Source organism: Streptomyces sp. NPDC002209 (assembly GCF_042890265.1).
GTDB lineage: Bacteria > Actinomycetota > Actinomycetes > Streptomycetales > Streptomycetaceae > Streptomyces.
Genome location: NZ_JBIARX010000020.1, coordinates 34,492 through 57,743, shown reverse-complemented (window position 1 = coordinate 57,743; position 23,252 = coordinate 34,492). Strand labels below are relative to the sequence as shown.

General features: G+C 71.7%; 24 protein-coding genes, 1 tRNA gene and 1 pseudogene. 17 read left to right on the top strand and 9 right to left on the bottom strand.

The window, feature by feature from the left end:
• Positions 1-205 precede the first annotated feature (205 nt).
• The 6 genes from ACFYXK_RS28805 to ACFYXK_RS28780 all read left to right on the top strand — a co-directional run bounded on the left by ACFYXK_RS28805 (position 206) and on the right by ACFYXK_RS28780 (position 4,687).
• Positions 206-2,176 (top strand): sensor histidine kinase, encoded by a 1,971-nt coding sequence (locus ACFYXK_RS28805; RefSeq protein WP_389413753.1) that lies wholly within the window; start codon positions 206-208, stop codon positions 2,174-2,176.
• 35 nt (positions 2,177-2,211) lie between these two features.
• Positions 2,212-2,640: a roadblock/LC7 domain-containing protein gene (locus tag ACFYXK_RS28800; RefSeq protein WP_383510688.1), complete on the top strand. Its 429-nt coding sequence runs from the start codon at positions 2,212-2,214 to the stop codon at positions 2,638-2,640.
• Between the two features lie 26 nt (positions 2,641-2,666).
• A complete protein-coding gene (locus ACFYXK_RS28795; protein WP_383510690.1) occupies positions 2,667-3,056 on the top strand; it encodes a DUF742 domain-containing protein in 390 nt (129 codons plus the stop codon).
• Entirely contained in the window at positions 3,034-3,678 is a 645-nt protein-coding gene (locus ACFYXK_RS28790) for an ATP/GTP-binding protein (protein ID WP_389413752.1), read from the top strand. Before ACFYXK_RS28795 ends, ACFYXK_RS28790 begins: the two co-directional genes overlap by 23 nt.
• Positions 3,675-4,226 (top strand): GAF domain-containing protein, encoded by a 552-nt coding sequence (locus ACFYXK_RS28785; RefSeq protein ID WP_389413751.1) that lies wholly within the window; start codon positions 3,675-3,677, stop codon positions 4,224-4,226. The genes ACFYXK_RS28790 and ACFYXK_RS28785 overlap by 4 nt, the downstream gene beginning before the upstream one ends.
• A gap of 104 nt (positions 4,227-4,330) precedes the next feature.
• Positions 4,331-4,687 (top strand): MmcQ/YjbR family DNA-binding protein, encoded by a 357-nt coding sequence (locus ACFYXK_RS28780; RefSeq protein WP_389413750.1) that lies wholly within the window; start codon positions 4,331-4,333, stop codon positions 4,685-4,687.
• 19 nt (positions 4,688-4,706) lie between these two features.
• Here ACFYXK_RS28780 and ACFYXK_RS28775 read toward each other — a convergent pair whose 3' ends face one another.
• Together ACFYXK_RS28775 and ACFYXK_RS28770 are read right to left on the bottom strand one after the other, a co-directional pair.
• Entirely contained in the window at positions 4,707-5,609 is a 903-nt protein-coding gene (locus ACFYXK_RS28775) for a transketolase family protein (RefSeq protein WP_389413749.1), read from the bottom strand.
• A 12-nt stretch (positions 5,610-5,621) separates the two neighbouring features.
• On the bottom strand, positions 5,622-6,323 hold the full coding sequence (locus ACFYXK_RS28770) for a transketolase (RefSeq protein WP_389413748.1): 702 nt from the start codon (positions 6,321-6,323) through the stop codon (positions 5,622-5,624).
• Between the two features lie 148 nt (positions 6,324-6,471).
• On the opposite strand from ACFYXK_RS28770, the gene ACFYXK_RS28765 reads away from it, so the two are divergent.
• A tRNA-Pro gene (locus tag ACFYXK_RS28765) sits at positions 6,472-6,545 on the top strand.
• Here ACFYXK_RS28765 and ACFYXK_RS28760 read toward each other — a convergent pair.
• From ACFYXK_RS28760 to ACFYXK_RS28740, 5 genes are all read right to left on the bottom strand, one after another.
• Positions 6,511-6,972, bottom strand: a complete 462-nt coding sequence (locus tag ACFYXK_RS28760) for a tyrosine-type recombinase/integrase (RefSeq protein WP_389413747.1) — start codon at positions 6,970-6,972, stop codon at positions 6,511-6,513. The genes ACFYXK_RS28765 and ACFYXK_RS28760 overlap by 35 nt on opposite strands.
• The gene (locus ACFYXK_RS28755) at positions 6,969-7,190 is read right to left on the bottom strand and encodes a hypothetical protein (protein ID WP_389413746.1); all 222 of its coding nucleotides are present in this window, start codon (positions 7,188-7,190) and stop codon (positions 6,969-6,971) included. The genes ACFYXK_RS28760 and ACFYXK_RS28755 overlap by 4 nt, the downstream gene beginning before the upstream one ends.
• Positions 7,187-7,564 carry a hypothetical protein gene (locus ACFYXK_RS28750; RefSeq protein ID WP_389413745.1) on the bottom strand — a complete coding sequence of 126 codons (378 nt, stop codon included), beginning with the start codon at positions 7,562-7,564 and terminating at the stop codon, positions 7,187-7,189. The genes ACFYXK_RS28755 and ACFYXK_RS28750 overlap by 4 nt, the downstream gene beginning before the upstream one ends.
• A gap of 716 nt (positions 7,565-8,280) precedes the next feature.
• On the bottom strand, positions 8,281-9,756 hold the full coding sequence (locus tag ACFYXK_RS28745) for an ATP-binding protein (RefSeq protein ID WP_389413744.1): 1,476 nt from the start codon (positions 9,754-9,756) through the stop codon (positions 8,281-8,283).
• Positions 9,749-10,426 carry a response regulator transcription factor gene (locus ACFYXK_RS28740; RefSeq protein ID WP_389413743.1) on the bottom strand — a complete coding sequence of 226 codons (678 nt, stop codon included), beginning with the start codon at positions 10,424-10,426 and terminating at the stop codon, positions 9,749-9,751. The genes ACFYXK_RS28745 and ACFYXK_RS28740 overlap by 8 nt, the downstream gene beginning before the upstream one ends.
• A 143-nt stretch (positions 10,427-10,569) precedes the next feature.
• Between ACFYXK_RS28740 and ACFYXK_RS28735 the strand changes: the two genes are divergently transcribed.
• The 7 genes and pseudogenes from ACFYXK_RS28735 to ACFYXK_RS28705 all read left to right on the top strand — a co-directional run bounded on the left by ACFYXK_RS28735 (position 10,570) and on the right by ACFYXK_RS28705 (position 16,899).
• A complete protein-coding gene (locus ACFYXK_RS28735; RefSeq protein WP_389413742.1) occupies positions 10,570-11,148 on the top strand; it encodes a hypothetical protein in 579 nt (192 codons plus the stop codon).
• A gap of 60 nt (positions 11,149-11,208) precedes the next feature.
• On the top strand, positions 11,209-12,009 hold the full coding sequence (locus ACFYXK_RS28730; protein WP_389413741.1) for a hypothetical protein: 801 nt from the start codon (positions 11,209-11,211) through the stop codon (positions 12,007-12,009).
• A gap of 229 nt (positions 12,010-12,238) precedes the next feature.
• Positions 12,239-13,444, top strand: coding sequence for a hypothetical protein (locus ACFYXK_RS28725; protein WP_389413740.1), 1,206 nt, complete (start codon positions 12,239-12,241; stop codon positions 13,442-13,444).
• 575 nt (positions 13,445-14,019) lie between these two features.
• Positions 14,020-14,913 (top strand): hypothetical protein, encoded by an 894-nt coding sequence (locus tag ACFYXK_RS28720; protein ID WP_389413739.1) that lies wholly within the window; start codon positions 14,020-14,022, stop codon positions 14,911-14,913.
• A pseudogene (locus ACFYXK_RS28715) lies at positions 14,883-15,038 on the top strand (TerD-family protein); the annotation flags it as partial. The gene ACFYXK_RS28720 and the pseudogene ACFYXK_RS28715, both read left to right, overlap by 31 nt.
• 128 nt (positions 15,039-15,166) lie before the next feature.
• A complete protein-coding gene (locus ACFYXK_RS28710; protein ID WP_389413738.1) occupies positions 15,167-15,973 on the top strand; it encodes a hypothetical protein in 807 nt (268 codons plus the stop codon).
• Positions 15,974-16,266: 293 nt separating this feature from the next.
• Complete coding sequence (locus ACFYXK_RS28705; RefSeq protein ID WP_389413737.1) at positions 16,267-16,899, top strand: GNAT family N-acetyltransferase; 633 nt, start codon at positions 16,267-16,269, stop codon at positions 16,897-16,899.
• Here ACFYXK_RS28705 and ACFYXK_RS28700 read toward each other — a convergent pair.
• Positions 16,896-18,923: a serine/threonine-protein kinase gene (locus ACFYXK_RS28700; RefSeq protein WP_389413736.1), complete on the bottom strand. Its 2,028-nt coding sequence runs from the start codon at positions 18,921-18,923 to the stop codon at positions 16,896-16,898. The genes ACFYXK_RS28705 and ACFYXK_RS28700 overlap by 4 nt on opposite strands.
• 164 nt (positions 18,924-19,087) lie before the next feature.
• Positions 19,088-19,363, bottom strand: coding sequence for an acylphosphatase (locus tag ACFYXK_RS28695; protein ID WP_389413735.1), 276 nt, complete (start codon positions 19,361-19,363; stop codon positions 19,088-19,090).
• A gap of 431 nt (positions 19,364-19,794) precedes the next feature.
• Between ACFYXK_RS28695 and ACFYXK_RS28690 the strand changes: the two genes are divergently transcribed.
• The 3 genes from ACFYXK_RS28690 to ACFYXK_RS28680 all read left to right on the top strand — a co-directional run bounded on the left by ACFYXK_RS28690 (position 19,795) and on the right by ACFYXK_RS28680 (position 23,218).
• On the top strand, positions 19,795-20,013 hold the full coding sequence (locus ACFYXK_RS28690) for a hypothetical protein (RefSeq protein WP_053788601.1): 219 nt from the start codon (positions 19,795-19,797) through the stop codon (positions 20,011-20,013).
• Positions 20,014-20,141: 128 nt separating this feature from the next.
• Positions 20,142-20,948: an HlyD family efflux transporter periplasmic adaptor subunit gene (locus ACFYXK_RS28685; RefSeq protein ID WP_389413734.1), complete on the top strand. Its 807-nt coding sequence runs from the start codon at positions 20,142-20,144 to the stop codon at positions 20,946-20,948.
• Positions 20,945-23,218, top strand: coding sequence for an NHLP family bacteriocin export ABC transporter peptidase/permease/ATPase subunit (locus ACFYXK_RS28680; protein ID WP_389413733.1), 2,274 nt, complete (start codon positions 20,945-20,947; stop codon positions 23,216-23,218). Before ACFYXK_RS28685 ends, ACFYXK_RS28680 begins: the two co-directional genes overlap by 4 nt.
• The last annotated feature ends 34 nt before the right edge of the window (positions 23,219-23,252 follow it).

The window sequence follows — 23,252 nt, the reverse complement described above, 5'->3', positions numbered from 1 at the left end:
GGTGCGTCGCGCACGGCGGCTGCGAACGTGCGCCCCCGGCGGATTCGGGCTGCCGTACGAGCGCTCCATCGGGAGCGGGAAGCAGCCCGGTCAAGTTCCCCAACTGGCTGTCAGGGGCGGGATCGTGCGGTCTAGCGTGGGTATCCGGTGATCAACACCGGGCCCCGGAACCGCTGGGGGCCCGGGCCCCACGTAGAGGACGCCGATGTCCGGACTCCGCGCCGCCCGCCACGCCCCGTCGAGACACGCCGTCACCGGTCCCGGCCGGCAGATACGCCCCCAGCTGGTCCGCGCCGCCCTGCTGCCGACGCTCGCCGCGGCGCTCAGCGGAGCCGCCGCGGTGATCTTCACGCTGCAGCTCGGCGGGGGCGCGGGGGAGCGGGACGCCCGGCTGTGGCCGGTCCTGGCCGGCTGCGCCCTGCTCGTCGTCGGAGCGCTGGCCGCCGCCCTGCTCGGGGCCCAGCGCTCCGCCAAGGCCGTACGGGACCGCTGTGAGGCACTGCGCCGCTCCAGCGTGCGCGGCCGCCAGGAGCTGCGGACCGCCGCCGAGCGGCTGGAGCGGGGCGAGCCGCCGGTCCGCCCGGTCCGCGGCGGTCCGACGAGCCCGCCGCCCGGCAGCGACCCGGCCCGGGTGGACGAGTTCTGGCTGCTCTCCCAGGAGCTGCGCGGAGCCCGTGAACAGGCGCACACCACCCTCGTACGGCTGGCCGGCCCGGCCGCGCCGTCCGACAGCGACCGCAAGGTCGAGGTCTTCGTCAACCTCGCCCGCCGGCTCCAGTCCCTCGTGCACCGGGAGATCTCGCTGCTCGACGAGCTCGAGGACACGGTCGAGGACCCCGACCTCCTCAGGGAACTCTTCCACGTGGACCACCTCGCCACCCGGATCCGCCGCCACGCCGAGAACCTGGCCGTGCTCGGCGGCGCCGCCTCCCGGCGCCAGTGGACCCGGCCCATCGACCTGAGCGAGGTACTGCGCTCCTCCGTCGCGGAGGTCGAGCAGTACACCCGGGTCAAGGTGGTGCCCCCGGCGGGCGGCACCGTCCGCGGCCACGCCGTCGCCGACGTGGTGCACCTGCTGGCCGAACTCGTCGAGAACGCCACCGTGTTCTCCGCACCCGACACCGACGTGGTGGTGCGTGCCGAACGCGTCACCGCGGGCATCGCCGTCGAGGTGGAGGACCGCGGGCTGGGCATGCCGGCCGCGGAGCAGCACCGGATGAACGCGCTGCTCGTCGACCCCGACCAGATCAGCGTCCGGCATCTGCTGGCCGACGGGCGGATCGGCCTGTTCGTGGTCTCGGCGCTGGCCCGCCGGCACGGGATCGCCGTCGAGCTCAAGTCCAACATCTACGGCGGCGTGCTCGCGGTGCTGGTCCTGCCCCAGGAACTGCTGGGGGCGGAGGCGCCCGGCGCCGCCGACGCGCTCGGGGGCTCCCGGGCCACCTCGTGGGGGACCGGGGAGGGGGGCGCCATGCCCCCGCTGGAGCCCGTACGGGTGGCCGTGCCACAGCCGAAGCAGGAGCCGCACCCCCGCCCGGAACCCCGGCCGGCGCCGCAGCCGCGCCCCGAGCCGCAGCGGCAGTCGTGGCCGACGACGCGATCGCGCCCCGAACCGGGGCCGGAGCCGCGTCCGGAGCCCCGGCCGCGGCCGGGGACGAGGGTGGCGCAGGAGCGGCCGCAGCCGGAGCCGGTGGCCGTGCCGACCTGGGCGGCGCCGCCCGCGTCCCACCCGGACACGCGTCCCTGGCCCGGGGTGGTGGGGTCGGCCCCCGAGCCCTGGGAGTCGCGGGAAGTGCCGGCCGTCGAGACGACCCTGGACCTGGGCCTGGACCTCGGACTGGACATGCCCCCGGGCCTGCCCCCGGGCGCGGGCCCGGCCACGGGCACGGGCCAGGGCACGGGGTCGGCGCCGGCCGTGCGCGAGCCCGTACCCCCGGCGCCCGCGCCCTCGGCCCGGCCGGCCGCGCCCCTGGCGGTGTCCGTACCGGCCGCCCGCACGGACCCGGACCGGCCGCCCCTGCCCCGCCGCCGGGCCCAGCACCATCTCGCCCCGCAACTGCGCGACGCCCCCGTCCCGCGGCGGGCCGACGCACCCGAACAACCCGTGCACGACCCGGGCCTGATGGCCGCCTTCCAACGGGGCTTCGGCCTCGCCCAGTCGGAGAACCAGCCATGACCCCGACCTTTCACCTCGGCAAGGAGCGCACCACCATGGGCGGCGAAGCGGCGACGAAGACCAGTCGGCTCTCGGATCTCGACTGGCTGCTCAGCGGCCTGGTCCAGCGGGTCCCGTACACGCGCAGCGCGGTACTCCTCACCGCGGACGGGCTCGTCACCTGCGTGCACGGCCTCGACAACGACAGCGCCGACCACCTGGCGGCACTGGCGTCCGGGCTGTACTCGCTCGGGCGGAGCGCCGGATCCCGGTTCGGGGACGGCGCGGAGGTCCGGCAGGTCGTGGTCGAGCTCGACACCGCGCTCGTGTTCGTATCGGCCGCCGGGGCGGGCACCTGCCTGGCGGTCCTCGCCGACCGGGAGGCCGACGCGGGCGTGCTCGGCTACGAGATGGCGATGCTGGTCAAGAGCGTCCGACCGTACCTGGCGGCCCCGCCGCGGCGGCCCGCCGGCGACCCGGAGTGATGCGCGCCGCCCGCGCCTCGTACGGCATGGGGGTCCCGCGGGACACGCCCTGGCTCGACGATTCCGCGGGCCGGGTGATGCGCCCGTACACGGCCAGCGGCGGGCGGACCCGGTCCGCCGTCGCACTCGACCTGCTGTCCCTGGTGACCGCGACGGGCGTGCGCCCGCGCGGCCCCCTCGGTGCGGAGCACACCCTGGCGCTGCGCCTGTGCGCGGGCTCCGCCGCCGTCACCGTCGCCGAGGTGGCCGGACAGCTGCGGCTGCCGGCGGTGGTGGTGAAGGTGCTGCTGTCCGACCTGATGGAACACGGGGCCGTCACGGCGCAGGCGCCGCGGTTCCCGGGCGGCGGATACCTCGCCGCCGACGACCAGAACCTGCTCCGGGCGGTGCTCGATGGCCTACGCCGACGACTGTGACACCCGCCTCGCCCCCGTGCTGCCCGCGACGCTGAAGATCCTGGTCGCGGGCGGGTTCGGGGCGGGCAAGACGACCTTCGTGGGCGCGGTGAGCGAGATCGAGCCGCTGTGCACGGAGGAGCTGCTCAGCGGGCTGAGCGAGGGCCCCGACCCGCTCGACGGGGTCGAGGCGAAGACGTCGACGACCGTCGCGCTCGACTTCGGCCGGCTCACCCTGGACGAGCGGCACGTCCTGTACCTCTTCGGCACGCCGGGGCAGCAGCGCTTCTGGTTCCTGTGGGAGGAGCTGTGCGCGGGCGCCCTCGGCGCGGTGGTGCTCGCGGACACCCGCCGGCTCGCCGACTGCTTCCCGGCCGTGGACTTCTTCGAGCGGCGCGGCATCGGGTTCATCGTCGCCGTCAACGAGTTCGACGAGGGCCACCGCTACACCGCGGAGGAGGTCCGGGAGGCGGTGGGGCTCGGGCCCGAGGTGCCCGTCGTACGGTGCGACGCGCGGCTGACGAGCTCCGGGACGGGGGCCCTGGCCGCGCTGGTCCACCACCTCCTCTTCACGGCGGCCACGGACAGGTCAGCCAAGTCAGCGATTTCAGCGAACTCCTGGGATGGGGGGAACCCGCGATGACGTACTACGAGTCGACCGGACACCTGCTGCTCACGCCGGTGGACCGGGAGGCGCCCGCACGCACCGTCCGGCTGCGTCAACTGGGCCTGGGGGAACGGACGGACACGGAGCTCGACGCCTTCGCCCGGCAGATCGCCGACGTGCTGGAGGCCCCGTACGCGGGGGTCAACTTCATCGGCGAGGAACGGCAGTTCTTCGCCGGTCTGCACCACACGCCGGACGCCCCCACGAGCGGGTACCCGGCGCGGGTGCTGCCCCGGGACCACGGGTACTGCCCGCATGTGGTGGTGCGGCGCCGGGCGCTGGCGCTGGAGGACGTACGGGACTTCGCGCGCTTCGCCGGCAACGCGGTCGTGGACGAGAGCGGGGTGCGCTCGTACCTGGGGGCGCCGCTGACCGACCGGCAGGGGATCGTCCTGGGCACGGTGTGCGCCGTGGACCTGGAGCCGCGCAGGTGGGGTACGGCAGGTCTGACGACCGTCAAATCCCTGGCCGCGGAGCTGCTGGAGATCATCCACGCCCGCGAGGACGGCCTGCGGGCGGGCTGAGCGGGACCACGGGCGCCGCGGCCCGGGGGCGGCTGTCAGTGCCGGGCGCTACGGTCGACGGCATCATCCACAACGCCGACCGGTGGCCGGAGAGGAGTCGAGGGATGGCCGTGACCGCCGAGGACGTCCGTACGACAGCGCTGTCGCTCCCCGACAGCAGCGAGAAGCTCGCCTGGGGCATGCCCACGTTCCGGGTGGGCGGGAAGATGTTCGCCGCGCTCGGCGAGGACGACACCTCGATCGGGGTGAAGTGCCCGAAGGAGGACCGGGCGGAGCTGATCGCCGCCGAGCCGGAGAAGTTCTTCGTCCGGGAGGGGCACGACGACAACTACGCCTGGCTCCGCGTCCGCCTGGCGGCGCTGGAGGGCGCCGCCGAGCTGCGCGCGATCCTGGTCGACTCCTGGCTCCAGGCGGCCCCCAAGCGCCTGGCCGCGGCCCACCCGGAACTGGTGGCGGACTGACGGGCGGCCCGCGGGGGCCTCACCGGAGGAAGGCGCCGATCCGCTCGCGGAGGGAGTGCGGGTCCAGGCCGTGCGCGGCGGTGTGCTCCTCGAGCGTGCCGTAGCGCCGGAGCTCGGCGCGCCCGACGCCGAGGCCGAGGACCCGGTGCGGGACGTCGCACAGGGCCTGGGCCGCGGCCGCGGTGGAGGTGCCGGCCAGGTACGGCTCGACGAGCACGACGTCGGTCGTGGCGCGGCCGACGGCATCGCGCAGGGCCGCGTCGTCGAAGGGCCGCACGGTGGTGGCGTACAGGACGGTCACGTCCAGCCCCGCCGTCGCGGCGAGGACGTTGTCCAGCAGCGGGCCGGCCGCGACGACGACACCGGCTTCGGCGCTGCCCTCCCGTACGGTCCGAAAGCGCAGGCCGTCCACCGGGCGCGGGGCCGCGTTCGACTGCTGGGAGAGCCGGACGTACACCTTGTCGTCCCCGGCGGCGTACGCGTGGCGCAGCAGCGCCTCGGCCTCGTCGGGGTGCCCCGGCACGTGGACGGTCCAGCCGTCGAGGGTGTCCATCAGGGCCACGTCACCCGGTGCCATGTGGGTGAACCCGCCGGCCGGCCAGTCGTAGCTGGCACTCGCGCTGACCAGGACCCCGCCGGTGCCCTGGTGCCCGAAGTCCAGCTTGACCTGCTCGAACGGCCGCTCCACCAGGAAGCTGGCGAAGGTGTGCATGATCGGCCGAAGCCCGGTGAGGGCCAGCCCGCCGCCGACTCCGACGAGCAGCTGCTCCCTGATCCCGACGTTGATCACCCGCTCCGGATGCCGCTGCCGGTCGGGCCGGAACCCGTCCATGGTGATCTCGGCGAGCACGAGCGCAAGCCGGGGGTCCTCGTCGAGCGCGCGCGACGTGACGGAGACGAACCGCTCCCGCATGGTGTCCATGTTTCCCCTGTCCTACTGCTTCTTCTCGACACGGGCGACGACGGCGTGCGGCCGGCCCGGATGCGGTGTGGTGAAGGCGGCGTGCAGCGCGGCGTGGTCCCGGCCGTCGACGGTCACCGCCGACCAGCCGGCCGCCTCGAAGCGGGAGGCGATCCCGCCCTGCCAGCCGTGGGTAGCGGAGTCGTTGTCGATCACCACGGTGTGCAGCTGCTCCAGCCCGGCCGCGCCGGCGTACGCGAGGGCCTCGTGGTTGCTGCCCTCGTCGAGCTCGGCGTCCCCGATCAGCACCCACACCGCCGGCTCGTCCAGCCCCTGCGCCTGCAGCCCGAGCGCACTGCCGACGGCGAGCGGCAGCCCGTGCCCGAGCGAGCCGCTGCTGATCTCCACGCCGGGGATCAGGGTGCGGTCCGGGTGGTGCCCGAGGGGGGACCCGTACGAACCGAAGCCGCTCAGCCAGTCCACCGGGAAGAACCCCTTGGCGGCGAGCACGGCGTAGTACGCCATGGGCCCGTGCCCCTTGGAGAGCAGGAACCGGTCCCGCCCGGGCTCCTCGGCGTTCGCAGGCCCGACGCGCAGCACCCGGTCGTAGAGCACCCAGAGCACGTCGAGGGTGGAGGTGGCGGCGGGCCCGTGCTTCTCGGCCCCGGTCATGAGCGCCATGAGCCGGCTCAGGTCCTCGTAGCGGAACCTCGTGTCCGCGGTTGCTTGCGTCATGCACCGATCTTGCAACCTCAAGTCAGGTTGAGGTCAAGCGCCTCCTCGGCGCGACCCCGCCCCGAGACAGCCGCGCGCGACCACCCCGCGAAGTGCGGTATTGTTCTCCTGCGCGTTCAACCAGGGGAAACCCCAGGTCAGCGGGCATCGGGACGTGGCGCAGCTTGGTAGCGCACTTGACTGGGGGTCAAGGGGTCGCAGGTTCAAATCCTGTCGTCCCGACTCGAAAGAGTCGTAGATCAGGGGCCGTTTCAGAGCAATCTGGAACGGCCCCTTGATCGTTTTTGGGTACCAGTTGGGGACCAGAGCGGTCAGAGTGGGTCAGACGGCGGCAACGGCCGTGACTGGCAGCGAACGAGGTGCACGGAGCACCATGAGGTGCGCAGACAGTGCGGCGCCAGCTGCCGTGATCTGGTCGGCGTCGGGGGTGCAGGTAGCGCTGCGTGGTGGTCGGCGAGCCGTGTCCGGCGATCTTGCGTGGGAGGTGAAGCGCGACGCCGGCGTCGGCGAACCAGGTCTGTCCGGTGTGGCGCAGGTCGTGTCGCCGGAGGTGTTCGAAGCCGAGCTTCGTGACGACATCGTCCCAGTGGGTGGCATCGCGCAGGACCGCGGTGGAGATGCGTCCGCCGCACGGTCCGAAGAAGATCACAGGGCGAGCGCGCGAGGGTCGTTGAGTTCGTCCTCGGCCAACTGGTACTGGCGTTGCCAGCCGCTGACCCGGGCCGGGTTGACCTTCATGAGCCCGTCTCGGACGGCCTGATCCATCACGCGAACGAGGACGGCGATGGTGTTCTTGACGGTGGAACGACTTTGCCCGTCGGCGATCCACCGGTAGACCGTGCGGTTCACGGCACCGTTGGTGATCATCCGTACCGGGAGATGGCCAAAGGAGGCCACGACGCGCAGGCGCCGGCCGGCTGGATACGGTCGAGCGTCTTGAGTTCCAACCCGCGGAGTGCGAGGTCCATGTCTGCGGTGCCGTAGTCGGCCAACGGCATGGTCGCAAGCGATGAGTTGACGCCTGCCTGGGCGGCCTCGACCAGGGCGGAGATCCACTCCTGGGCTTCGTCCTCGGTCTCTTCGGCCTCAGAGAGGGACTTGCGGGACTTCGTCTCGGGGTCCCGCCAGCGCACCCGAGCTCGATAGGGCGAGGGCCGATTGGGCCGGTACTCGACATCAGCGGTGAGGCGGACGCCAACCGGCACGGCCTCGAAGGCGGTTGGAAGTGTCGCTATCGCCATGTCAGGCCGCCTGTGCGGGATCGACGAGGCGGCTGCGGAGCCAATGCTCGATGTCGATCGCGCCATAGAGGGTGACGCGATCGGACACCGGAACGAATGGCGGCCCTTGTGGAGGGCTAGCTGTGCGCCATCACCGGAGCGTGAAGGGGTCGATGTTCAAGATGCCGGCGAGCTCGTCGGTCGTGAGCCATTGGCCCGTGACGAGTGTGGGTGAATCGTTTCGTCCGCGATTCGTGGATTCCTGGAGTGGCATGGGGTCCTTGCGATGGCACACAGTGCCGATTGGGCGAGTCGGTGCAATAGGCAGGTCGGTCACGCTCCCTGGCCGGAGTAGGGGTGGACGACGACCATGGGGGGAACGTGGGAAAAGTCCCGCTGGAGGAGCTCACGGACGGCGCCGCGGGCAGACCGTTTGTGCGCATGGTCCACAGAGACGGACGCTGATGATCCCGCCGCCCTGGAGGTCCCGGGGCCTGGAAGCGAGCCTTGCGGGCCGTGCGGCGGAAGGTGGGCATGCCCGCCTCCTGGCTGCTCGCGTTCCCGTCGGCGGCGAGACCCGCCCACTGTGGCTCGCTTGCTCATCGGCCTTGCCACCACCGCGCTTCTGCTCCTGCGCCGCTACGGCCGGGCCCTGAACCAGGCCGTGCCGCTCCGGCGGCGGTCGGAGGCTGACCGTGCAGGGGTAATGGGTCGCCGGCGGCGCCCCCGCCCCCGCGCTATCCCCGAGAGTCGGCGATGAGGCGGGTGCGGAAGGTGATGCCGTCCGATGTGTCCTGGACCGTGATCGTGCCACCGTGCAGAGCCGCAATGTCCAGGGCGATGGACAGGCCGAGACCGGTGCCGCCGTCGTCACGGCTGCGGGCATTGTCGAGGCGTGTGAACCGTTCGAAGATCTTCTCCCGGTCGGCGGCGGCGATCGGGGGGCCGTCGTTCGTGACGTCCAGGACGGCGTCACCGGTCACCGGCTCTGCCGTCAGCCGCACGGTGACGCAGTGTCGGGCGTGGCGCTGGGCGTTGTCCAGGAGGTTGGTCAGCAGGCGGCCGAGCCACAGCGCGTTGCCGGAGACGATGATGTCGCCGTAAGTGTGCAGGGCGATCGCATGGGGGTCCGTCGAACGTGCTGCCACGGTGGCGCGGACGAGTTCGGTGAGGTCGACGGGTTCGCCGGGACGGCTCTGCCCGGTGGCGTCGAGGCGGGCGAGAAGGAGCAGGTCGGCGGAGAGCGCCTGGAGGCGTTCGGTGTCCTGGAGGGCGCCCTCCACCAGGGTGTCGCGCACCTGCGGGTCGGGGTGGGTGTGCGCGATCTCCAGCTGGGTCCGGAGTACCGCGAGGGGGCTGCGCAGTTCGTGGGAGGCATCGGCGATGAAACGGCGCTGCCGGATCCCCGCGGCCTCCAGCCGTTCCAGCATGGCGTTCATGGTCTCGGCGAGGCGGGCGATCTCGTCGTCGCCGCGCGGGGCGGGCACCCGGCGGTCCAGATCGCGGTCGCTGATCGCGGCGACCTCGGCGCGCATGGCCTCGACCGGCCGCAGCGCCCGGCCGGTCGTACGCCAGGTCAAGGCGCCGACGGTGAGGAGCAGCAGGGTGCTCAGGGCCGCGAGGGCCGCGGTGGTGATGTCCTCCGCCGTGTCGGCGGTGCGCAGCGAGGCGCCGACGTGAATGGTCATGGGTCCGGTGGGCGTGGCGGTGGTGGAGGTGGTGACGCGCTGGTCGTGCTCCTCGCCGAGGGCGTCGAGGTTGTACGTCCGGTGGCCCCCGTGGGTGCCGGTGGGGGCGAGGGCGGGGCGGCCGGTGAGGTTCTGGCTCCGCGCGATCACCTTTCCGTGGGCGTCGACGACCTGGATGAAGTCGGTTCCGGGGCCGAGCGGCAGTTGCGCGGTGAGGCGGCCGGTGGCGGCGAGGTGCGAGACTGCCTGGGTCTCCTCGCGGGCCCCGGTCTCCACGGTGCGTTCCAGGTTGACGCGGAGCAGCGTCTGGACGACGGCCGACGCGGCGAGCATGACGACGGCGACGCTCACACACGCGGCGAGGGTGGTACGGGTACGGACCGAGCGCGGCGCCAGCCGCCGGATCAGGCCGGCCGCCCGGGGATGACGAGCCGGCGGGCGCAGCAGGGCACCGGCCCGACGCCGTGCGCCGTGGACGATCCTGACGAGCCCGGGCCCGGGCGCGATCGGTTGCGGCTCAGCCACCGTCGGCTGCCAGCCGGTATCCGGCGCTGCGGACGGTCTGGACCGCGGCCCGCCCGAACGGGGCGTCGATCTTGCGCCGCAGGGCGCTCACGTGAACCTCGACGGTGTTGGGGTCGCTGTCCGTGTTGCTGTCCCAGACCTCGTCCAGGATCTCGCGCTTGGAGACGGCCTCACCGGCCCGTCGCGCGAGGTGGTCCAGGACGGCGAACTCGCGCGGGGTGAGGGGGACGGGTACGCCGCCGCGGCTGCAGGTGCGGGCGGCGGAGTCGACGACGAGGTCGCCCAGCACGGTGCGCTGCGGGGCCCGGCTGCCGATGCGGCGGGCCAGCGCACGCAGTCGGGCGACGAGCACCACGAAGGAGAACGGCTTGGAGAGGTAGTCGTCGGCACCGGTGTCCAGCGCCTCTGCCTCGTCCCACTCGCCGTCCTTGGCGGTGAGCATGAGGATGCCGACATTGCTGCCGCAGGCCCGTAGACGCGAGCACACGCGGTAGCCGTTCAGTCCGGGCAGCATGATGTCGAGCACCACCACGTCGTAGGTGCGATCGGTGGCCTTGGCGAACCCGGCCAGGCCGTCGTGAGCGATGTCCACGCTGAATCCCTCAGCGGTCAGCCCGTGCTGAATCGCCAGGGCCATTCGGCGCTCATCCTCCACCACCAGTACACGCATGCCCCCAGAGTGGCACGCCGTGGACCCGCCAACCTGAAGGAGCCTTCAGGTCTTCAGCGTCCCTTCAGCGTGCCCGAACCATGCTGTGCCCGGATGTCCGGGCGCAGGGCTCCGGAACCTTCCAAGAGGTAGGGGTGGTCACAGTGAGTGAATTCGTGGGTGAGTCCGTGGGCGCAGGCGAGCCGCAGGAGCAGACGGGTCAGGGTGGCCCCGGCACGACGCCGAAGAAGCCGGCCGGCGGGCGTCGGCCGCGTGGCCGCAGAGCGCGATGGGCCGCAGTCGGCGCCGCGGCCGTGGTGGTGATCGGCGGCGGCGCCGCAGCGGCCATCCACCACCACGAGGAAGAGGGACGCGGCGAGCACAGGGTGGCATCCGCCGGAGACCACGAGCGTCACGACGAGTCGCGAGAAGACTCCGAGGGCCGCGACGGGCACGACGGTCGGCGCATGGACGGTGAGCACAGCACGCACGCCGACGACTCCCGTGACCTCTCGACCGGCGGCGCCCCGGCTCCGCTGCCCTCGCTCTCCGCAGCGGACGCCGTGAACAAGGCCGCTGCGGCGGTCAACGACGGCAAGGTCGAGTCGCTGGTACCGGTCACCGAGCATGGCGGCGGCCGGGCCTGGCGGGTCGTCGTCGTGGGACCCGACGGAGTGCGGCACGCGGTGACCGTCGACGGCACCAGCGGCACGCCGACCGGCAACACCGTCCTGGGCGGCTGAACCGGACCGACCGAGCGGCGCGGCCCCGGCCGCGCCTCGCAAGAAAGGAGTGCCGCCGTCTTGGGCGCCACGACAACCCCTGGGGCGCACCGCCGCGCCCAGGCCCAGGCCGTTCGCTCCGCTGCGAGCAAGGTCCCCGAGGTGACTGCGGTGTTCTGGATCGTCAAGATCCTCACCACCGGCATGGGCGAGACCACCTCCGATTACCTCGCCCGCGCCCTCGGGCCCGTCCCGGCGGTTGCCGCGGCCGGTCTGCTGCTGGTCGCCGCCCTGGTCGCGCAGGCCCGCACACGCCGTTACGTCCCGGCCGTGTACTGGTCGGCCGTGGTCATGGTCAGCGTCTTCGGGACCATGGCCGCCGACGTCGCGCACGTCGCCCTCGGCGTTCCCTACGCCGTTTCCGCGCCGGCGTTCGCCTCGGCCCTGGCCCTTGTCTTCGTGGTCTGGCGGCGGGCCGAGGGCACCCTCGCGGTGGAGACGGTGGCCGGCGGACGCCGCGAGGTCTTCTACTGGACCGTGGTCATGGCCACCTTCGCCCTTGGCACGGCCGTCGGCGACCTGACCGCGGCGACCCTGGGCTGGGGATACCTGCCCTCCGGGCTGCTGTTCACCGCCCTGATCGCCCTGCCGGCGCTCGCCCACCGGCTGTTCGCCCTCCCGCCCGTGCTCGGCTTCTGGTGGGCGTACGTGCTCACCCGGCCGCTCGGCGCCTCCTTCGCGGACTGGGCCGGCGTCGGCGCCGAGCGCGGCGGCCTCGGGCTGGGCACCGGGCCGGTCAGCCTGGTCCTCGCTGTGATCATCGTCGCCGTGGTTCTGTGGCTGAGCGCCGCCGACCGCCGCGCGACACGGTCACTGTCCTGATGCCCGGTCCCCTGTCGCCGTACTCGACTGAATGCACCATCGAGGACGGCGACAGGTGCATTGCGGCCGTCATGCCCGTTGAGATGGTCAGGATGCGTTCAGGTTCCCGGTGGCACAGTCGGGCCGCATGACCTACGAAACGTCTGAGAGCCCCACGGCTCCAGGGGCAGGCGCCCCTCCAGGAGATCACCTGCGAGTCGGCGAGAGCGTTCGGACGCCTGCCCGGCAGATGCTGAACAAGGTTCCCGAGGTCACCATCTGGTTCTGGATCATCAAGATCCTGTGCACCACGGTCGGCGAGAGCTTCGCCGACTGGATCAACATGAACCTCGGTGTCGGCCTGATCAGCACCGCTTTGATCTTCACCGGAGCTCTGGCAGCCGTCCTGGCCTGGCAGCTCAGAGCCGAACGCTACATCCCGTTCGTGTACTGGCTCACCGTCGTGGTGGTGAGTGTGACCGGAACCCTCTACACCGACATCCTCACCGACAGCCAGGGCGTGCCCCTCGCCCTGAGCAGCAGCGTGTTCGCCGGTGCACTCGCCGTGGTTTTCGGCATCTGGTACGTGCGCGAGCGGACCCTTTCGGTCCACAGCATCACCACCCGGCCCCGTGAGCTCTTCTACTGGCTCGCGGTACTGGTCACCTTCGCGCTCGGCACCGCCACCGGAGACTGGACCCTGGAGCTGACCGGTTGGACCGCAGGCGTCTCCGTGCTGCTGCCGCTCGGATTGATTGTCGCGATCATTGTCGGCTGGCGCCTCGGCGCCAACGCCGTCCTCGCCTTCTGGCTGGCCTACATCCTCACCCGCCCGCTCGGCGCCAACCTCGGCGACTGGCTCGGATCACCCAGCGGCGACGGCGGCCTGGGCCTTGGCACCGCGCTGACGAGCGTCATCTTTCTGGTCGCCATCCTCGCCACGGTCGTGTACCTCACGAGGAGCCGTAGCGATGTCATCGAGGCCCAGGAGCCGACCGGCACCCCACGAGCACTGAACCCGGCACGCGAGCGGGGCATGCTCGCCTACTACGCCGTCGTAGCGGTCGCAGCCGCAGCGCTCCTCGTCTGGGCGAACCACCAGCCGCACGCCGCCGCGAGCGGCGAAGAGGACACTCCCGCACCGGTGACCAGCCACATCAGCCCTCAGGAGGCGACGTCGCGGTTCCCTCCGGCCGAGATCGCGAAATTCCGCACCATCACCGCCGACACCCTGGCGAAGGTCAACTCGGGTGATCAGCGGGCCGCGACCAGCCGCGTGACCGACCTGGAGACCGCGTGGGACGACGACCAGTCCACGCTTGAGCCCAAGAGCGAGAAGGCGTGGAGCTTCCTCGACGGCGAGATCGACCAGGTACTCAAGGCAGTACGCGCCCCGCACCCCGACAAGGCCACCGAGGTAGACGCACTCAACACGCTCCTCACATCGCTCGGCTGAACTGCTGACTGATGACGGATCGCCCCGGCGCATTCCCATGCGTCGGGGCAGTCGGCAAGCGAGCGGTGCATGCCGGGACGGCCTGCACGCACGGGGCCGGGTTCCCGTGGCGTTCCGGACGCATGAGCTTGGGCTTTACCGTCGTCTCACCGTGAACGGGCCGGGCGTTAGCCCGCCACTGAATAAAGCCACCGCTGAGGCGGCAGTGGAGCGTGGTCCTGCTACCTGGGGCCATGAGCCGTCGTCGGGACGAGCCCGACGGGTTCGAGGCGACGAAGGCGAATGGCGAACCGGCCGGCACATAGCCGAGCCCGTCGGTCACCGTGTCGCGACGCACAAGGGCGGTCGGCTACCGCGACGCTGAAGGCCAAGACCACCACCGCGTCGTCGCATGCATCGAACCCGGGTCCTTCGTACTCCGTGTGAGGGGAAAGCAAAGACACGCCCGGACACGGTCACTTCACCGCCGCATGGGATGCGACGTGTCGGCAACACCGCAAAACCCGATCGTTCCCCACACGGCGTCCCGTTCCAAGAGAGCGCGGCGTCGATGCACCGACCAGGAGCAATGGACATTGGAAAAGCCAGAAGCGCTGACCGGCCCGGACGTCGTCGGCACCGGAAAGTACGTCATGAAGAAGCTCCCGGAGGTCACACTGGCTTTCTGGATCATGAAGATCGCCGCCACGACTCTCGGTGAAACAGCCGGGGACCTCTTCGCCCAGACCCTCGGACTGGGCTACTTCCTCACCACGATCGCGCTGTTCCTGATCTTCGTGGTCACGCTGGTGATCCAGCTCGGCTCCAAGCGGTACAACCCCTTCTTCTACTGGACCGTCATCCTGTCCACCAGCATGGCCGGCACCACCATGTCCGACTTCATGAACCGTGACGCAAGCGCAAGGTACCTCTCCATCGGGGCCACTTCGCTGGGCTGGGGCCCGCAGGGCCTGGGATTGGGCTACCCGGTCGGCGCGGCGATCCTCATCTCGATCCTGGTCGCGATCTTCGTCGTCTGGAAGTTCACCGGCATGACGTTCGTCATCCGCGACATCACCACGCTTCGCGGCGAGGCCCTCTTCTGGTCGGCGATCCTCGTCTCCAACACGCTCGGAACCTCCATGGGCGATTTCCTGTCCGACAGCTCCGGACTCGGCTACCTGGGCGGCGCGCTCCTCGTCTCCGCACTGCTTGGCGTACTCCTCGCCCTCGTGCCGGTGCCCGTGGTGCCGAACGTCCTGCTGTTCTGGATCGCCTTCGTACTAACCCGCCCACTCGGGGCTACCGCGGGCGACTTCCTCACCAAGCCGATCGCCAAGGGCGGCCTGGACCTCGGCACGATGGGCTCGTCCGCCGTGCTACTCGCGGTCCTCATCGGCCTCATGGGCTACGCCCACATTCAGGAGCGCAGGAACACCGTCCCGCCCGGCGAGGTCGTGGCCGGGGCTTCGGGTACGACGAGGTCATGACCCTGGAACTGGAACGGCTTGCCGAAAAGTACGCGCGCGTGGCGATCGGCGTGGTCATTCAGCAGCCTCCGGAGGGCAGGGTCTTCGGGGACGTCGTCAATGCCGCCGTCCGGATCCGCGAGGGCCCGGTCCTGCGCCCCGGCGTCCACTGGATCGACACCTCAACGGTCGGGCCCGACGCCGTGCGGGAGCTGGCGGGGGGCGAGCTGCTGCCCGGCCCGGTGCGGCAGGCGCGTGGGATCTCCCCGAGAGCGTGATCAGCCCGTGGACCGAGGAGGGCGTCCCCGCGCCAGAGGCTGGCGATGCCCCATCCTCGGGCCACGGCCACGGCCACGGCCACGCACGGCAGGATGGCAACTTTGGTGCTGGCCTGGGCCTTGCAGCCGGGGCCCAGGACGTTGTCCGGCGGACGTATCGGGAGCGTGACAAGGAACACGATCTGCGCCTGCTGGCCATGGCGCGGGGCGTATCCGACTTGCGGAGCCTCGAGATGGGCCGCTCCGGCATGCTGCCCCTTGCGATGTGGGAGGGCCTGCTCGTGCCCGGCCCCTTGGACCTCTTGCCGTTCGGGCCGTCCAGCGCTGACCGCTGGCGCAGCGGTGGCTGCCTTCCACCGGGCGTCCTGGGTCAGGCACAGATCTACGCCACGAACTCGGACCCCAAGTTCGAAGGCAGGGGGAACTCACCCCTGTGCCGGCATACACGGGTTCGAGGCCTCGCGGCGAGCGACGACCTCCTGACAATGGCAGACCTGCCGGCCCGTGATGGCTGGGACTGGTGCAGCGAGTGCGGAGGCTATGCCGTACGCCGGCTGACCGACACCCAGCTGTCCTACTACCGTGCTGCTCACCGGCTGCATGACATCGCAGGGCAGCTCGACGAGCGTACGCACCGTGTACCTGTCGATCCGGACGCTCTGCTCAAGCAGCTGGACGAGTTTGCGGACTGGCTGCCCGGCGAGCACGAGGGCTGCGACTGGGATGGCTCCTGGCGTTGGCGTGAGGTCATCCGCGACCTGCGACGCAAAGCCGGACGGAAGCGGGGCCACGCCGCTCCCTGAACCACTTTCTCCGCCCTGGCGTCAATCTGTAACGGCTGGCGGGCCGATGGCCACATGGTGGCCCTTGGGGACCACGTGGGGACCAGCGCCCACGTCGATGGGCGCACAACATGTACCGATGTGCACGCAGCGCGCCCTCAGATTGTGCTTTATGCCCTTTCGAGTGCCCGGGGGTGTGGTGCGGTGCGACCACCGCGTCCGGCGTCCTGCGTCGGAAAACCCGATGGGGTGATCGGCGGCGGCGGGTAGGGTCTGGCCGTCGGTGGTGATCACGGGGGACGGGCGGTCGGGACATGGAGCGGGTGAAGGCGTCGGCGGAGCCGGGCGGGCTCGTGGGGGAGCGGGTGCGGCTCGAGCCGCTGGAGCTGCGGCACCACGACGGGCTGTGCGAGGCGGTTCGCGACGGCAGCCTGTGGAACCTCGCCGTGACGCTCGTCCCGCACCCGGACGACGTCCGCGGCTTCATCGAGGACGCGATGGCGGCCCGCGCCGAGGGCACGCAGCTCCCGTACGCGACGGTGGACGCGGCGACGGGTCGGGTCGTCGGCTCGACGCGGCTGATGATGATCAACACCGCGCAGCGGCGCCTCGAGATCGGCTGGACCTTCCTCGCGGAGTCCTGGCAGCGGACCGGCATGAACACCGAGGCGAAGCTGCTGATGCTGACGCACGCCTTCGAGGTCATGGGGATGAACCGGGTCGAGCTGCTGACGGACGTGCGCAACACGAAGTCGCGGACGGCGATATCCCGGCTGGGCGCGACGCACGAGGGCGTCCTGCGCCACCACATGGTGATGCGGGACGGCTGGATCCGCGACACCGCGGTGTACAGCATCATCCGGCCGCAGTGGCCGCAGGCGAAGCAAGCGCTCGAGGCGCGCGTGACGGGCCGCCCCGCGTCCCGCAGCCGGGCAGACACCCCCTAGGGGGTGCAGGTGCCCGAGCCGAGGAACTGGCGTCCGTGCGTGTAGGGGTTGTACACGGCGACGGCCCAGCGGGTGTAGTTCCAGCTCCTGTTGCTGTGGAACTCGGCCGTGAGTTTGCGGCAGACGGCCTCCTCGACGGCGTGTTTGAGATTGGACTGGGAAGCGCGGCTCGCAAAGCGGTTGTTGGGGTCGTCGGTCCATACGTATGCGGCGTTCTCGACCGGATCGAAGCCCAGGGTGATGCCGTCGGCCGCGCCGATGGGGGTCTCGTTCGTCTCGGCGGCGTCGGTGTTCCAGGTGGCGGCAACGGCTTTGGCCGTGGCGTCGGCCACGCGGATCTCCGCCTTGTCGCTGCTGGGGATCTCCGCAGTCGCCATGCCGGATTCGTCGCCGCGCCACTGGCCCGCGATCTCCGTGAAGCAGCCGTCGGCTGCCGTGCCGTAACCGATGGCCGCCGCGTCGACATCGCCGTCGGATGTCTTCCAGTAAACGGAGAAGCGGCCGTAGGGCCAGGTCGCGGGGGCGCTCCCGAGGCGGTGTGCGAGGGCGGTGCAGGCGGCCATCTCCCCGGCCCGGCGGAACACCTCCCGGTAGTGGTCGGGGAGTTGGGGGACCGGCCCGCCGGTCACGATCACGGTCTGCGCGCGCAGGTTGAACGTGACCGTGGGCTTCATGAAGTCCATGTCCTTCGTGGCCAGCATGGCTGCCATCCGGTCCCGGATCGACCGCTCGGCCTCCCGCTCCCGAGGACCGGCGGCAGTGGTGCTGGTCCGCCATTCGTCCGGCTGGGGCTGGGTTTCGTCACCGGACCGGGTGTAGGCGGGGTCGGGCACTCCCGCCAGCGGATCCGTGGGAACCCTGACGGTTCGCGCATCGACCGGGGACGCGGTCACGGCTTCGGCCGGGACGGAGGACCGCCCGCCGTGGAGCGGGGTGGAACCGACTGCGCCGCGCGGGGTGGTGCCCGCAGCGCCGCGGTCCCCGGTGTCGAAAGCGACGATGCCGCCCGCGACGGCTGCGCCTGCGGCTGCCGCGGCGACGGCGGCCATCAGCGCGCGCTTGCGGGTGGACGCGGCCGGGGTGCGCCAGGCGTGGTCCTCCGCGTCGGGCACGCTCCATCCATCGCAGACGAGGAGGTCGGCCCTCGTCGCCCCCGGCCCCGCATCGGCGGTGAGCACGACGGTCGCCTGGGCGCCGAGGAGCCGCGCGCACTCCTGCGCCGCCGCGTCGGCGGTCATCCGTTCGGCGGGGTTCTTCGCGAGGGCCGTCACCACGGTCCCGCGCAGTTCCTCGGGGAGGCCGTCGAGGCCGGGATCACCGGACATGACGCGGTACGCGACCACGTCCGGGGCCCCCGTGCCGAACGGCAGCCGGCCGGTGGCGGCGTAGGCGACGAGAGCGCCCCACGCGAACAGGTCGCCCTCGGGGCCGGCGGTGCCGGTGCGGTAGTGCTCGGGGCTGATCCAGCCGGGAGTGCCGGTCATCACGCCGGTCCGGGTCACTGACGTGCCGTCGGCGGCGTGGGCGATCCCGAAGTCCAGGACGCGCGGTCCGCAGGGGGTGAGGATGACGTTCTGCGGCTTGACGTCCCGGTGGACGACGCCGGCGGCGTGGATGGCGGCGAGGGCCCGGGCGGTGCCCGTGGCGAAGGCGTACAGGGTGCCGCCTGAAAGGGGGCCGTGCACGGCCAGGTGCCGGTCGAGGGTGAGGCCCGGGGCGTAGGCCGTGGCCAGCCACGGGGTTGGGGCATCGGGGTCGGCCGCGAGGAGCGGGATGAGGCACGGTCCCTGGACCCGGGCGGAGAGCTGCACCTCGCGGCGGAAGCGGGCCCGGAATTCGGGGTCCTCGGCGTGCGCGGGGTGGACGACCTTGACCGCGACGCGCAGCCCGGCCGGATCGAGGCCGGCGTGCACCGTGCCCATGCCGCCCGACCCGAGGCGGCCGATGATCCGGTACGTGCCGACCCGCCTGGGGTCACCGGGGCGGGCGGGCTGCACCCGCCCGCCGGAGCGGGCAAGGCTCACAGGGTTCCATTCGTCTTGTGCGGTCGAGCGTCACCGGGCCGGCGCACCCGCCGGATCGGTCCGCCCCAGCATGGCGGACGGATGCAGTCCGCGGAGGCCGTTCTCCCATTCGTGGGACGGCGGCCTCTTCGCGCTCCCGGCGGGCGGGTCGGGCGGGGATGGGGTCAGGCGCGGATCTCGAAGCCCTCGAGGGCCTCGGGCGCTTCCTCGTGGAGCTGAACACGGGTCACCTCGGCGCCGCTCGGGCCCCGGTGGGCCCAGTCGAGCATGCGGGCGACGGCGGCCACGGGCCCCTCGAACACCGCCTCGACGGTCCCGTCCGGGAGATTGCGCACCCAGCCGGCCACGCCCTGGTCGAGGGCGGTACGGCGGCAGGTGTCGCGGAAGAAGACGCCCTGCACCACGCCGTGGACGATCACTCGGCTGCGCACTCGTTCCATGGACCGACCTTAGCCGCGAGGCCACCGATCGGCACGGAACGTGGTCGGTCCATCACGGTGTGCCGCTGCCGGAAATCTTCACGCGGTGAAAGTGGAGGGGGCGCCTCCCGTTACATCTCTCCCCCGGGACGCGATGGCGGCATTCGCGGGAGGTGGGGGTTCGGGTGGTTTTGGGGTGTGGGGGTGGCGGGGCGTTTCGTTTTGTTACTCGATCTTGTGGAGAACCCGTGGCGATACGCCGAATCAATCGGAAAGCCCGCCGGGCGAACGGTCACCTGCCGCGAGAAGGGGCGTCAACACGGTTGGCCGGGCGACCCGTTCGCGTGCTTACATCTGCCCACCGAAGTGATGTTCGGAAGTGGCCGGACCGCCTTGTTGCAGACCGCCCACGCCATTTGAGAAACATTCAGACAACGAAGGGTGCGCACATCATGCGTAACGACATCGAGACCCGTGAGATCGCCGACGACGAACTGGACGCGGTTTCCGGCGGTGTCAGCATTTCCGGTGGCCTCCTCGGCGCCGTCACCGGCGACGTCTTCCACGTCGTGAACACCGTGACCTCGCTGGACACGGTCCACGGCGCGCTGGCCCTGCCGGGCCAGGTCGAGGGCATCGTCGGCGTTCGCGCCGGTGTCGCCGGCCTCTGAGCCGAGCCGGCCGCCGACGCGCGTGAACCCCGGGACGTCATCGTTCCGGGGTTCACGGGTGCCCGTTCCAAGAACGCAGAACGCAGAACGCAGAACGCAGAATGCAGAATGCAGGCGAAGGATAGATCGTGCAGTTCCGTCAAAAGGCGCTCTCCAAGCTGCAATCGCCCGAAGAACTCGATCTGCCCGTACGTTTCGCACGCCCGCAGGGCCGGCTCGTACTCGCCGTCACGGTCCTCGTGATGGCTGCCGCGGCTTTCTGGGCATTCACCGGATCCGTCTCCTCCAAGCTGAGCGCACCGGGCATCCTCACGCATGCCGAGGGCAGCTATCTGCTGCAGAGCCCGTTCGCCGGGCAGGTCACCGCAGTGCTCGCCAAAGAGGGCCAACTGCTGTCCCCGGGCGCACCGCTGCTCCAGCTCGCCACGGACCAGGGTGAGCGGACCGTACGCGTGGTCGCCGGAGGGCGGGTGACGACCCTGGTCGCCAAGACCGGCTCGGTCCTCACGACGGGCGCGGACGTCGCGACGGTGGAACGCGTGAAGAACACGGACGACCCGCTGGTGGCCGTGCTCTACCTGCCCGGCGGCAGCGGCGCGGAGATCCGCGTCGGAGCCCCGGTCGACCTGACCGTCCAGTCCGCCCCCCAACAGCAGTTCGGCGTGCTGCGCGGCCGCGTCAAGGAAGTCGGCCGCGCCCCCCAGACGCCGGCGCAGCTCGCCGGATTCCTCGGCGACCCCCGCCTCGCCGCGCAGTTCGCCCGCCAGGGCAACCCCGTCGCCGTGCTCGTGCAGCTCGAACGCTCCTCCGCGACCACCTCCGGCTACCGGTGGTCCTCCGCGGGCGGCCCCCCGTACCCCGTCGACTCCACGACACCGGTCACCGGAGCCGTCCACCTCGCCGCACAGCGACCCGTCGATTGGCTGCTCCCGTGACCGTGCCGCAGCACACCTCCCCGAACCGGCCCCGCTCCCGGCCCCCGGCCGCCCGGGTCGCGCCCGGCGGGCGCCGGCGCCGGCGCCCACCCGTCCCCCGGGGCCGCACGCCCCGTACCGTACGCACGCCCACCGTGCTGCAGATGGAGGCGGTGGAGTGCGGCGCCGCCGCGCTGGCCATGGTGCTCGGCCACTTCGGCCGCTTCGTGCCCCTGGAAGAGCTGCGCATCGCCTGCGGCGTGTCCCGGGACGGCTCCCGCGCCGGCAACCTCCTCAAGGCCGCCCGCGGTTACGGGCTGACGGCCAAGGGCATGCAGATGGACCTGGCCGCGCTCGCCGGGGTGAACCCGCCGGCCATCCTCTTCTGGGAGTTCAACCACTACGTCGTCTACGAGGGCATGGGCCGCCGCCTCGGCCGCCGGGGCGCGTACATCAACGACCCCGGCAAGGGCCGCCGGTTCGTCCCCATGGAGGAGTTCGACACCGGCTTCACCGGCATCGCGCTCGTCTTCGAGCCCGGCCCGGGCTTCCGCCGCACCGGCCGCAGACAAGGCGTCATGAGCGCCCTGCCGGCCCGCCTGCGCGGCACGTCGGGCACCATGCTCGCCGCCGTGGTCTCCAGCCTCCTGCTGGTGGCCGTCGGCGCGACGGTGCCCGCGCTGAGCCGTACGTACATCGACATGTTCCTCATCGGCGAGCAGACGTCCCTGCTGGGCGTGCTCTTCTCCTCCATGGCGACGGCCCTGGTGCTCACGGCCGTGCTCACCTCCCTGCAACAGGCCAACCTGCTGCGCGGCCGCATCATCTCCTCCACGCTCGGCAGCGCCCGCTTCCTGCGGCACCTGCTGCGGCTCCCCGTCAGCTTCTTCAGCCAGCGCAACCCGGCCGACCTGGTCCAGCGCCTCCAGTCCAACGACGCGGTCGCCGAGACCCTCGCCCGGGACCTGGCCGCCGCGGGCGTCGACGCCGTGGTGGTCGTGCTCTACGCCGTGCTGCTGTGGACGTACGACCCGCAGCTCACCGCCGTCGGCGTGCTCATCGCGCTGCTCAACATCGCGGCCGTGCGGATCGTGATGCGGGTACGGGCCACCGGCACGCAGAAGCTGCGCGCCGAGAGCGCCCGGCTCACCAACACCTCGTACAGCGGCCTCCAGCTCATCGAGACGATGAAGGCGACCGGCGGGGAGAACGGCTTCTTCCGCCGCTGGGCCGGCCAGCACGCGGTCACCCTCGACGTGCAGCAACGGCTCGGCGTCCCCAGCGCCTGGCTGGCCGTCGTCGCGCCGACGCTGGCCGCGCTCAACAGTGCGCTGATCCTGATGATCGGCGGCCTGCGGGCGGTGGAGGGGCACCTCTCGGTCGGCCTGCTCGTGGCGTTCCAGGCCCTGGTGACCAGCTTCACCGCGCCGATCACCCGCCTCGGCGGTGTGGCCGGGCGGATCCAGGACTTCGCCGCCGACGTCGCCCGCCTGAAGGACGTCGAGAACTTCCCCGTCGACCCGCTCTACCTGCGGCGCGCGGGGGGCGAGGCCGCCGCCGGCACCCGCCGGCTCAAGGGGCACGTGGAGCTGGACGGCATCACCTTCGGCTACAGCCCTCTGGACGCACCACTGCTGAAGGACGTCTCGCTCGCGGTCGGTCCCGGGCAGCAGGTCGCGCTCGTCGGCGGCTCCGGCAGCGGCAAGTCCACCGTCTCCCGGCTGATATCGGGCCTCTACACCCCCTGGGCGGGCGCCATCCGCATCGACGGGATGCGGCTGGAGGACATCCCGCGCGGCGCGCTGGCCGCCTCCGTCTCCTTCGTGGACCAGGACGTCTTCCTCTTCGAGGGCACCGTCCGCGACAACGTCGCGCTGTGGGACCCCTCGATCCCGGACGAGGCCGTCATCGCCGCCCTCCAGGACGCCGCCGTGTACGACGTGGTCGCGCGCCGCGCCGGCGGCATCCACAGCCGCGTCGAGCAGGACGGCCGCAACTTCTCCGGCGGCCAGCGCCAGCGGCTGGAGATCGCCCGCGCCCTGGTGCGCCGCCCCAGCGTCATGATCCTGGACGAGGTGACCAGCGCCCTGGACGCGTCGACCGAGCAGATCGTCATCGACAACCTGCGGCGCCGCGGCTGCGCCTGCGTGGTGATCGCCCACCGGCTGAGCACCGTGCGCGACAGCGACGAGATCGTCGTGCTCGACCGGGGCACGGTCGTGGAACGCGGACGGCACGAGCAGCTGGTCGCCGCGCAGGGCGCGTACGCCCGACTGGTGAAGGAGCACTGACGTGGCATCCCCTCACCAGACCCACCAGACCCAC